Source organism: Streptomyces sp. NBC_00210, assembly GCF_045160975.1.
Lineage (GTDB): Bacteria > Actinomycetota > Actinomycetes > Streptomycetales > Streptomycetaceae > Streptomyces.
Genome location: NZ_CP108120.1, coordinates 5,607,704 through 5,619,086, shown reverse-complemented (window position 1 = coordinate 5,619,086; position 11,383 = coordinate 5,607,704). Strand labels below are relative to the sequence as shown.

Sequence of the window (11,383 nt, the reverse complement as noted above, 5' to 3'; positions counted from 1 at the left end):
CCACTCCAGGAAGGCTGGGGATTTCACGTGCCGGAGCCCGCGAAGGTCGAGCCCAGGACGCCCGCGCCCACGCGGGCCGCGACGCCCGAGCCCACCGCCACCCCCAAGCCCGCCGAGCCCGCCGAGCCCGCCGCGACCCCGCGGACCGCCGAGGCCACCGCGCCCGCCGCCAGGCCGCGGCGCCGTCAGGCCCGTGGAGAGCGCCGGATCGCCCAGCTCCTCCAGGCCGCCGCAAACGTCTTCTGCTCTTCCGGCTACACCGCCGCCAGCACCAACGCCATCGCCCGCGAGGCGAGCGTCTCCCCCGGCACGCTCTACCAGTTCTTCCCGAACAAGGAGGCCATCGCCGTCGAGCTCGGCGAGCGCCTGATGCACGAGATGCGCGAGGCCCACGGCCAGGCCTTCACCCCGGCCAACCTCGCCCTCCCCCTCGACCAGATGCTGGACGCCGTTCTCGATCCGATGATCCAGTTCAACTGCGAGAACCCGGTCTTCTTCGCCCTGATGCACGGCTCCGACGTCCCCGGCCGCATCGCAGAGGAGCACGACGCCCTGCACGCCTCCCTGCTGTCCCGGGTCGAGGAGCTGCTGGCCCACTATCTGCCGGACATGCCGGCCGCCGAGCGCAGCCGTACGGCGGACATGACCTTCGCCCTCTTCAAGGCCGGCCTTGACCTCGTACTCGCCCATGAGGACGCGGAACGGGACGCCTACATCGCCGAGTTGAAGCGGGTCATGTTCCGCTACCTCGACCCGGTGGTCGGCAAGGCCGTGCTCACCACGCCTCCGTCCGGCTGACCCGCTCCTCCGGCAGCGCCTCACTCCTCCCCGCCAGCAGCCTGAGCGCCACCATCGACATTCGCTTGATACCCCCTAGGGGTATAGTATGGTGAGTGTTGGAGGGTACCGGGAGTCACCGAGACCTCTGCTACACCATGAGTGCACCTCTTGTAAGCGCTGCGAGGAGAACGACATGACGGCCGAGACCGAGACCCCTCAGACGGCTCCCACCTCCGGCTGCTGCGGCGGCGGTGCCTGTGGCACCGCCGCGGCCGACGTGCAGATCGGCGGCGTCACCGCCGTCTACCAGGTCACCGGTATGACCTGCGGCCACTGCGAAGGCGCGATCTCCAGCGAGCTCTCCGAGCTTCCGGGCGTCACTTCGGTGACGGCGGTCGCCGCGACCGGCCGGGTGACGGTTGTCTCCGAGGCTCCGCTCGACGAGACCGCCGTACGCGAGGCCGTCGACGAGGCCGGATACGAGCTGGTCGGCCAGGCCTGAGCGCCCGAGTCCCGAGCGTTTGAGCGCCTGATCGCCGACCCGCTCCCGCACAGCCCGCAGCCGGGCCGTACCCGACCAGTCCGATACTGACCGGGTACGGCCCGGCCCCCGTTTTTGGAGTCCCGAACGTGGAAACCACTCAGGTCGAGCTCACCATCGGCGGGATGACCTGCGCCTCCTGTGCCGCTCGCGTGGAGAAGAAGCTCAACCGCATGGACGGCGTCAGCGCCACGGTCAACTACGCGACCGAGAAGGCGAAGATCTCCTACCCGCCCGGGCTGGAGGTCTCCGACCTCATAGCCACCGTCGTGAAGACCGGCTACACGGCCGAGCAGCCCCCGCGGCCCGAACCCGCACCCGCACCCGAGCCCGCCACTGCCTCCGGTACGGCCGCCGCCGCACACCCCGACCCCGAGTCGGCCGCCCTGCGCCAACGCCTCACCGTCTCCGCCGTACTCGCCGCGCCCGTCGTCCTCATGGCGATGATCCCGGCCCTGCAGTTCGACAACTGGCAGTGGCTCTCGCTCGCCCTCGCCGCCCCCGTCGCCGTCTGGGGAGCGCTCCCCTTCCACCGGGCCGCCTGGGCCAACCTCCGGCACGGTGCGGCCACCATGGACACCCTCGTCTCGGTCGGCACGCTCGCCGCCTTCGGCTGGTCGCTCTGGGCGCTGTTCCTCGGCGACGCAGGGATGCCCGGCATGCGCCACGGCTTCGATCTGACCATCTCCCGAACCGACGGCGCTTCGACGATCTATCTCGAAGTCGCCGCGGGCGTGACCACGTTCATCCTCCTCGGCCGCTATCTGGAGGCCCGCTCCAAGCGCAAGGCGGGCGCGGCCCTGCGTGCCCTGATGGAGCTGGGCGCGAAGGACGTCACGGTCCTCAGAGGCAATACCGAGATACGGATACCGGTCGGCCGGCTCGCGGTCGACGACCGCTTCGTCGTACGCCCCGGGGAGAAGATCGCCACCGACGGCACAGTCGTCGAAGGCACCTCGGCCGTCGACGCCTCGATGCTCACCGGCGAGTCCGTGCCGGTCGATGTGGCCGCGGGCGACCCGGTCACCGGCGGCTGCGTCAACGCAGCAGGCCGGCTCGTCGTCAAGGCCACCAGGATCGGTGCGGACACCCAGCTCGCCCGGATGGCCCGGCTGGTCGAGGACGCCCAGAACGGCAAGGCGGAGGTGCAGCGCCTCGCCGACCGGATCTCGGCCGTCTTCGTACCCGTCGTCCTCCTGATCGCCCTCGGCACGCTGGCCGGCTGGCTGCTGGCCACCGGCGACGCCACCGCGGCCTTCACCTCCGCCGTGGCCGTATTGATCATCGCCTGCCCCTGCGCGCTGGGCCTGGCGACCCCGACCGCCCTCATGGTCGGCACCGGGCGGGGCGCCCAGCTCGGCATCCTGATCAAGGGGCCCGAGGTGCTGGAGTCCACCCGCAGGGTCGACACCGTCGTCCTGGACAAGACCGGGACGGTCACCACCGGCCGGATGCACCTTCAGCGGGCGTACGCCTGCGAAACCGCCGATGAGGATGAACTGCTCCGCTTCGCGGGCGCATTGGAGCACGCCTCGGAGCACCCCATCGCCCGCGCCGTCGCCGCGGAGGCCGAGGAACGGGTCGGCCCGCTGCCCGTGCCGACGGCCTTCGAGAACATCCCAGGGCTCGGCGTACGGGGCGTTGTCGACGGACAGAAGGTACTCGTCGGGCGCGCCCGGCTGCTTCAGGACGCGGGCGTGGAGCTCCCCCCGGCCCTCATGGCCGCCGATGGGCGTACGGCCGTCTTCGTCGCCCGGGACGGCAAGGCGCTCGGCGTGCTGACCGTCGCCGACACCGTCAAGGGGACCAGCGCCGAGGCGGTGGAGCGGCTGCGGGCCCTCGGCCTCACTCCGGTGCTGCTGACCGGAGACGGCAGGGCAGTGGCCGAATCGGTCGCGGCCGAGGTCGGCATCGACGAGGTGTACGCCGAGGTCACGCCCGAGGAGAAGGTGGCCGTGGTCAGGCGCCTCCGGGCGCAGGGCCGCAGCGTCGCGATGGTCGGCGACGGGGTCAACGACGCGGCCGCGCTCGCCACCGCGGATCTGGGCCTGGCGATGGGCACCGGCACGGATGCCGCCATCGAAGCCGGGGACCTCACCCTCGTACGCGGAGACCTGAGGGTCGCCGCCGACGCGATCCGTCTCGCCCGTCGGACTCTGGCCACCATCAAAGGGAATCTTTACTGGGCTTTCGGCTACAACATTGCCGCACTGCCGCTCGCGGCATCTGGCCTGCTCAACCCCATGATCGCCGGATTTACCATGGCCTTTTCGTCCGTATTTGTGGTGACTAACAGCCTGCGGCTGCGCTCCTTCTCGTGACTACAGATGGGTCACAAGACCTTCACAAGGAGACCTAGATCACAGATATTTAGGGGTAACCATTGAGGCTCCTCGCGAGTCTGAATGGGCGATGCCGAGAACGTCTTGGGGGACGTTCATGGGATGTCTTGGGGGACGTCCCAGGCAAGCTGTTGGCCGGGGCACGTGCCCGGGGAGCTTTGAGCGGCCCTCCCGTGCGTACGTACCCCGGCAGACCGCGTGAGGAGCTTCTGCAACCAGCAGACGCCCGGCCGGATCCCGTGGGGGGAATCCGCTCCGGGGATATGGGAAGCGCCCCGCCCGCCGACCCGTGGGGGGATCGGCAGCGGGGCGCTTTCCGCTGTCTGCGCCGGTGCTGACCGGCACCAGGCAACCAAGCCCGGCACCCGGCCAGAAGCTGACCGGCACCCGGCTACGAAGGCGCGTACGCGCCACGTACCGGGCTCAGTGCCTCCGTCAGCGGGCCTTGTGTCAGCGGGCCAGGGCCTTCCGTCAGCGGGCCTCGACCGGGACGAAGTCGCGCAGGACCTCGCCCGTGTAGATCTGGCGCGGGCGGCCGATGCGTGAACCCGGCTCCTTGATCATCTCGTGCCACTGGGCGATCCAGCCCGGCAGCCGGCCGAGCGCGAAGAGCACGGTGAACATCTCGGTCGGGAAGCCCATGGCGCGGTAGATAAGGCCCGTGTAGAAGTCCACGTTCGGGTAGAGGTTGCGCGAGACGAAGTAGTCGTCGGAGAGCGCGTGCTCTTCCAGCTTGAGCGCGATGTCGAGCAGCTCGTCGGACTTGCCGAGCGCCGAGAGGACATCGTGCGCCGCAGCCTTGATGATCTTCGCCCGCGGGTCAAAACTCTTGTAGACCCGGTGGCCGAAGCCCATCAGACGGACGCCCTCCTCCTTGTTCTTCACCTTGCGGATGAAGGAGTCGACGTCGCCGCCGTTGGCCTGGATGCCCTCGAGCATCTCCAGGACCGACTGGTTGGCGCCACCGTGCAGCGGGCCCCACAGGGCGCTGATGCCGGCGGAGATCGAGGCGAACATGTTCGCCTGCGAGGAGCCGACCAGACGCACGGTGGAGGTCGAGCAGTTCTGCTCGTGGTCCGCGTGCAGGATCAGCAGCTTGTCGAGCGCCGAGACGACGACCGGGTCCAGGTCGTACTCCTGGGCGGGGACCGAGAAGGTCATCCGCAGGAAGTTCTCCACGTACCCGAGGTCGTTGCGCGGGTAGACAAAGGGGTGGCCGATCGACTTCTTGTACGCATATGCCGCGATCGTCGGCAGCTTGGCGAGCAGCCGGACCGTGGAGAGGTGGCGCTGCTTCTCGTCGAACGGGTTGTGACTGTCCTGGTAGAACGTCGACAGCGCGCTGACCACGGAGGACAGCATCGCCATCGGGTGGGCGTCGCGCGGGAATCCGCCGTAGAACCGCTTGACGTCCTCGTGCAGCAGCGTGTGCTGGGTGATCTCGCCCTTGAAGGCGGAAAGCTCGTCGACCGTCGGAAGCTCGCCGTTGATCAGCAGGTACGCCACCTCGAGGAAGGTGGAGCGCTCGGCCAGCTGCTCGATGGGGTAGCCGCGGTAGCGCAGGATGCCCTGCTCGCCGTCGAGGTAGGTGATCGCGGATTTATATGCGGCGGTGTTGCCGTATCCACTGTCCAGGGTCACCAGACCGGTCTGGGCTCGGAGCTTCCCGATGTCGAAGCCCTTGTCACCGACGGTGCTTTCGACCACCGGGTAGGTGTGTTCACCGTCCGCGTACCGCAGTACTACAGAGTTGTCGCTCACGTCATCCCTCACCGACGTAGTGCCTCTTCTTCGAGGTGCCCTGACTGTCTCTACCATCCCCCATTTGGCTGAGGAGAGTGCACTCGGGGTCGACCATTGGGCCTATTGGCGGCACTGAGTGCCGCCAACCTGCTCATCTTGCCCCCTTCGCCCTGGTTCCGGAAGCTGGGGTGGCATTTCCCACCCCGGGGGCCCCCGCCACCTCGCCCGGCCGGCTCAGCACCGGCACCGGGCCGGCCAGCCGGTGATCGAGCGCGGTGAAGCGTCTGCCTGCGGAAACAGTGCGCACTGCCTGTCCTATCGCCTTGCGGGAGCCGACCAGCACGACGAGCTTTCTGGCCCTGGTGACGGCCGTGTACAGGAGGTTCCGCTGGAGCATCATCCAGGCCCCGGTGGTGACCGGAATCACCACGGCCGGATATTCGCTGCCCTGCGAGCGGTGGATGGTCACGGCATAGGCGTGTGCCAGCTCGTCCAGCTCGTCGAAGTCGTACGGAACCTCTTCGTCCTCGTCCGTCAGCACCGTCAGCCGCTGGTCCTCCAGGTGCAGGGAGGTGACCACGCCGACCGTGCCGTTGAAGACGCCGTTCTTGCCCTTCTCGTAATTGTTGCGGATCTGGGTGACCTTGTCGCCGACGCGGAACACCCGGCCGCCGAAACGCTTCTCGGGGAGGTCGGGCCGTGCGGGCGTAATCGCCTGCTGGAGCAGGCTGTTGAGCGTGCCGGCGCCGGCCGGGCCACGGTGCATCGGCGCGAGGACCTGCACATCGCGCCGCGGATCAAGGCCGAATTTGGCGGGAATCCGGCGGGCCGCCACATCGACGGTGAGTTTTCCCGCGTCCTCCGTCTCCTCCTCCACGAAGAGGAAGAAGTCGGAAAGGCCCGAAGTGAGGGGCTGGACGCCGGAGTTGATGCGGTGGGCGTTGGTGACGACGCCGGACTGCTGGGCCTGGCGGAAGATCCTGGTCAGCCGGACGCTGGGCACCGGGCCGCCATCGGCGAGCAGATCGCGCAGCACCTCGCCCGCGCCGACGCTCGGCAGCTGGTCCACGTCCCCGACCAGCAGCAGATGCGCGCCCGGGGCGACTGCCTTGACCAGCTTGTTCGCCAGCAGCAGATCGAGCATGGACGCCTCGTCGACCACCACGAGGTCCGCGTCCAGCGGGCGGTCCCGGTCGTACGCCGCGTCCCCGCCGGGCTTGAGCTCCAGCAGCCGGTGCACGGTGGACGCCTCGGCGCCGGTGAGCTCTGCCAGCCGCTTGGCCGCGCGCCCGGTGGGAGCCGCGAGCACCACCTTGGCCTTCTTGGCCCGGGCCAGTTCCACGATGGAGCGGACCGTGAACGACTTGCCGCAGCCGGGGCCGCCGGTGAGGACGGCCACCTTGCTGGTGAGCGCGAGGCGGACCGCCTGCTCCTGCTCGGGTGCCAGCTCCGCGCCCGTCCGCTCCGCGAGCCAGGCCAGCGCCTTGTCCCAGGCGACGTCCTGGAAGGCCGGCATCCGGTCGTCCGCGGACCGCAGCAGTCGGCCCAGCTGGGCAGCCAGGGAGATCTCGGCGCGGTGGAAGGGCACCAGATAGACCGCGGTCAGCGGCTCCCCGCCGTCGGGGGCCGGCACCGTCTCCCGTACGACGCCTTCCTCCTCCGCAGCGAGCTCGGCGAGGCACTCGATGACGAGGCCGGTGTCCACCTGGAGCAGCTTCACCGCGTCCGCGATCAGTTGCTCCTCGGGCAGGAAGCAGTGTCCCTGGTCGGTGGACTGCGACAGGGCGTACTGCAGGCCGGCCTTGACCCGCTCCGGGCTGTCGTGCGGTATGCCCACCGCCTGGGCGATCTTGTCGGCGGTGAGGAAGCCGATGCCCCACACGTCTGCCGCCAGGCGGTACGGCTGGTTCTTCACGACCGAGATCGAGGCGTCCTCGTACTTCTTGAAGATGCGCACCGCGATGGACGTCGAGACGCCGACTCCCTGGAGAAAGATCATGACCTCCTTGATGGCCTTCTGCTCCTCCCAGGCGGCGCCGATCAACTTCGTACGCTTCGGGCCGAGTCCGGGGACCTCGATCAGCTTCTTGGGCTGCTGCTCGATGATGTCGAGGGTGTCGATGCCGAAGTGCTCGACGATGCGCTCGGCGATTTTGGGGCCGATGCCCTTGATCAGACCGGAGCCGAGGTAGCGGCGTATGCCCTGGATGGTGGCAGGGAGGACCGTCGTGTAGTTCTCCACGGTGAACTGCTTGCCGTACTGCGGGTGGGAGCCCCAGCGGCCCTCCATACGCAGGGACTCGCCCGGCTGCGCGCCGAGCAGCGAGCCGACCACCGTGAGGAGATCACCGCCGCCGCGTCCGGTGTCGACGCGGGCGACCGTGTAGCCGTTCTCCTCGTTGGCGTAGGTGATCCGCTCCAGGACCCCTTCGACCACTGCCTGATTGGACATGATCCGACGCTACCGCCGGGGTCGGACAGTGCGGGGTGCCTGTGGACAACCGGACAGTCAGCGGGACGGTCACCAGGATCGGCACCCGGACGGTTGCCGGGACAGCCGCCCGGATCGGCACCAGAGCAGCCACCCGGACAGTCATGGGGGCCCGGTCCTGCCGACCGGGCCCCTTTCCCCCTCCGTCAAGAGCTCCCTCGATCCCCCCAGATCCCTCCCCCGGGAGCCTTGACGCCAGGTACGACCCACCTCACCCGGAAAGGGTTGTAGGACTGCGGGCAGTTATTTTTTCGGAACTACGTGCTCCACAAAACGGATCACCGTCTCCCTCAGCACCTCCACGCCGTCCCGCGCCCACAGCCCGTCGTTGAACAGCTCCACCTCGATCGCGCCCTCGTAACCCGCCGCGTCCACCAAGTCCCGCCACGCGCGCAGGTCGATCGCGCCGTCCCCGATCTGGCCGCGGCCGTTCAGCACGCCCGCCGGCAGGGGCGTTGTCCAGTCCGCCAGTTGGAAGGCGTGGATGCGGCCCGCCGCGCCCGCCCGCGTCACCGCCGACGGGGCCGTGTCGTCCCACCAGATGTGGTACGTGTCCACCCCCACGCCCACCTGGGACGAGGGGAAGCGCTCCGCGAGGTCCAACGCCTGCGTCAGCGTGGAGACCACGCAGCGGTCCGACGCGTACATCGGGTGCAGCGGTTCGATCGCCAGGCGTACACCCCGGTCTGCCGCGTGAGGAGCCAGTACGGACAGCGCGTCCGCGATGCGTTCACGGGCCGCCGCCAGGTCGCGGCTGCCCGCCGGGAGACCACCGGAGACCAGGATCAGCGTGTCCGTGCCGAGGGTCACCGCCTCGTCGATCGCCGCGCGGTTGTCCGCCAGGGCGCGGGCCCGTTCCGCCGCGTCGATCGCCGTGAGGAAGCCGCCGCGGCACAAGCTGGTGACCGTCAGACCTGCCTCGCGTACGAGCTTCGCCGCCGCGTCGACTCCGTACGCCTGGACCGGTTCCCGCCACAGGCCGACCCCTCCGATACTCAGGCGCACACACGCCTCGGTGAGTTCGGGCAGCGTCAGCTGCTTCACCGTCATCTGGTTGATGCTGAAGCGGCTCAGGTCATCGGTCACTGGTCGATTCCGTACATCGTCAGCAGGGTCTTCATCCGCTGCTCGGCCAGGGCGGGGTCCGGGAACAGGCCGAGACCGTCCGCCAGTACGTACGCCCGGCACAGATGCGGCAGCGAGCGCGCCGACTGCAGGCCCCCCACCATCGTGAAGTGCGACTGGTGACCCGCCAGCCACGCCAGCAGCACGACACCCGTCTTGTAGAAGCGCGTCGGCGGCTGGAACAGATGCCGGGACAGCTCCACCGTCGGGTCGAGGATCTTGCGGAAACCGTCGGCGTCGCCCGTGTCCAGGACTCGCACCGCCTGTGCCGCAAGCGGACCCAGCGGGTCGAAGATGCCGAGCAGCGCATGGCTGAAGCCCCGCGCGTCGCCGGCGATCAGCTCGGGGTAGTTGAAATCGTCGCCGGTGTAGCAGCGCACGCCCTGCGGGAGGCGGCGGCGCAGGTCGATCTCGCGCCCGGCGTCGAGCAGCGAGATCTTGACGCCGTCGACCTTGTCTGGGTGCGCGGCGATGACGTCCAGGAAGACGGCGGTGGCCGCGTCGAAGTCGGCGGAGCCCCAGTAACCCTCCAGCGCCGGGTCGAACATCGGGCCCAGCCAGTGCAGGATCACCGGTTCGGACGCCTGGCGCAGGAGGTGGGAGTAGACGCGGAGATAGTCCTGCGGCCCCTTGGCGGCGGCGACGAGGGCACGGGATGCCATCAGGATCGCCTGCGCGCCCGACTCCTCGACCAGCGCGAGTTGTTCCTCGTAGGCGGCGCGGACCGTGGCCAGATCCGCGGGCCCGGTCAGCTGGTCCGTGCCGACGCCGCAGGCGATCGCGCCGCCCACCGCCCTCGCCTCCGCCGCCGAGCGCCGGATCAGCTCCGCCGCGCCCGGCCAGTCCAGGCCCATCCCGCGCTGCGCCGTGTCCATGGCCTCCGCGACGCCGAGCCCGTGCGACCACAGACGGCGGCGGAAGGCGAGCGTCGCGTCCCAGTCCACGGCGGCGGGCGAGTCCCACGTCGTGTCGGCGTACGGGTCGGCGACGACATGCGCGGCCGCGAAGACCGTACGGGAGGCGAGCGGGGCGCCTGTGGCGAGGGCAGCGCCCCTGGCAAGGGCAGCGCGCCCGGCGAACACGGCCGGTTCGGTGCGGGGTTCGTACGTCCCGTGCGGGAGGCGGATCGTCACAGCGCGAGCTCCGGCACCGCAAAGCGGCGGCCCTCGGCCGAGGACTTCAGGCCCAGTTCGGCCAGTTGCACTCCGCGCGCGCCAGCCAGCAGGTCCCAGTGGTACGGCTCGCCGAGCACCACATGGCGCAGGAACAGCTCCCACTGCGCCTTGAAGCCGTTCTCGAACTCGCCGTTGTCCGGCACCTCCTGCCACTGGTCGCGGAAGGACTCGGTGGCGGGCAGGTCGGGGTTCCAGACCGGCTTCGGGGTGGCGGAGCGGTGCTGGGCGCGGCAGCGGCGCAGGCCGGCGACCGCCGAGCCGTGTGTGCCGTCGACCTGGAACTCGACGAGCTCGTCACGCATCACCCGGACCGCCCAGGAGGAGTTGATCTGGGCGACGGCGCCGCCCGCCAGCTGGAAGATGCCGTAGGCGGAGTCGTCCGCGGTCGCCTCGTACGGCTTGCCGCGCTCGTCCCAGCGCCGTGGGATGTGCGTGGCGACCTGCGCCGTCACGCTCGTCACCCGGCCGAACAGCTCGTGCAGTACGTACTCCCAGTGCGGGAACATGTCGACGACGATGCCGCCGCCGTCCTCGGCGCGGTAGTTCCAGCTCGGGCGCTGAGCCTCCTGCCAGTCGCCCTCGAAGACCCAGTAGCCGAACTCTCCGCGCACGGAGAGGATTTCGCCGAAGAAGCCGCCGTCGACGAGGCGCTTCAGCTTGAGCAGGCCAGGCAGGAAGATCTTGTCCTGGACCACTCCGTGCCTGATGCCCGCGGCGCCGGCGAGGCGGGCCAGCTCCAGCGCGCCGGCGAGGTCGGTAGCAGTGGGCTTCTCGGTGTAGATGTGCTTGCCCGCCGCGACGGCCTGCTTGATCGCGGCAACGCGGGCGGAGGTGACCTGCGCGTCGAAGTAGATGTCGATGCTGTCGTCGGCGAGTACGGCGTCGAGGTCGGTGGAGACATGCGCGAGGCCGTGCCGCTCGGCGATCGCGCGCAGTGCGGGTTCACGGCGGCCGACGAGGACGGGTTCGGGCCACAGGACATCGCCGTCACCGAGGTCGAGGCCGCCCTGTCGGCGGATGGCGAGGAGGGAGCGCACCAGGTGCTGGCGGTATCCCATCCGACCCGTGACGCCGTTCATGGCGATCCGCACTGTCCTGCGTGTCACGAAGGTGCCTCCCTGTTCCCCTCGATTTCCCTCATTACGGCCGTGTTGCCTCGATACAGTCGTAGCAAGCGCTTTCTACG

Annotated in this window: 8 protein-coding genes; 3 read left to right on the top strand and 5 right to left on the bottom strand. The window is 69.5% G+C overall.

Translation table 11 applies throughout. The annotated features are described in order from the left end of the window. Nucleotides 1–207: 207 nt before the first annotated feature. From OG729_RS25480 to OG729_RS25470, 3 genes are all read left to right on the top strand, one after another. Nucleotides 208–798 (top strand): TetR/AcrR family transcriptional regulator, encoded by a 591-nt coding sequence (locus tag OG729_RS25480; RefSeq protein WP_405811282.1) that lies wholly within the window; start codon nt 208–210, stop codon nt 796–798. A gap of 175 nt (nt 799–973) precedes the next feature. Then, entirely contained in the window at nt 974–1,282 is a 309-nt protein-coding gene (locus OG729_RS25475; protein WP_405808213.1) for a heavy-metal-associated domain-containing protein, read from the top strand. A gap of 164 nt (nt 1,283–1,446) precedes the next feature. Then, nucleotides 1,447–3,642, top strand: coding sequence for a heavy metal translocating P-type ATPase (locus tag OG729_RS25470; protein ID WP_405811280.1), 2,196 nt, complete (start codon nt 1,447–1,449; stop codon nt 3,640–3,642). A 492-nt stretch (nt 3,643–4,134) separates the two neighbouring features. On the opposite strand, the gene OG729_RS25465 is transcribed toward OG729_RS25470, so the two are convergent. The 5 genes from OG729_RS25465 to OG729_RS25445 all read right to left on the bottom strand — a co-directional run bounded on the left by OG729_RS25465 (nt 4,135) and on the right by OG729_RS25445 (nt 11,303). Next, a complete protein-coding gene (locus tag OG729_RS25465) occupies nt 4,135–5,424 on the bottom strand; it encodes a citrate synthase (RefSeq protein ID WP_360882905.1) in 1,290 nt (429 codons plus the stop codon). 133 nt (nt 5,425–5,557) lie between these two features. Next, on the bottom strand, nt 5,558–7,858 hold the full coding sequence (locus tag OG729_RS25460) for an ATP-dependent RecD-like DNA helicase (RefSeq protein ID WP_405808212.1): 2,301 nt from the start codon (nt 7,856–7,858) through the stop codon (nt 5,558–5,560). 282 nt (nt 7,859–8,140) lie between these two features. Further along, nucleotides 8,141–8,947: a sugar phosphate isomerase/epimerase family protein gene (locus tag OG729_RS25455; protein WP_405811279.1), complete on the bottom strand. Its 807-nt coding sequence runs from the start codon at nt 8,945–8,947 to the stop codon at nt 8,141–8,143. A gap of 32 nt (nt 8,948–8,979) precedes the next feature. After that, nucleotides 8,980–10,155 (bottom strand): dihydrodipicolinate synthase family protein, encoded by a 1,176-nt coding sequence (locus OG729_RS25450; protein WP_405808211.1) that lies wholly within the window; start codon nt 10,153–10,155, stop codon nt 8,980–8,982. Continuing rightward, nucleotides 10,152–11,303, bottom strand: a complete 1,152-nt coding sequence (locus tag OG729_RS25445; protein WP_405808210.1) for a Gfo/Idh/MocA family protein — start codon at nt 11,301–11,303, stop codon at nt 10,152–10,154. The genes OG729_RS25450 and OG729_RS25445 overlap by 4 nt, the downstream gene beginning before the upstream one ends. Nucleotides 11,304–11,383 lie beyond the last annotated feature (80 nt).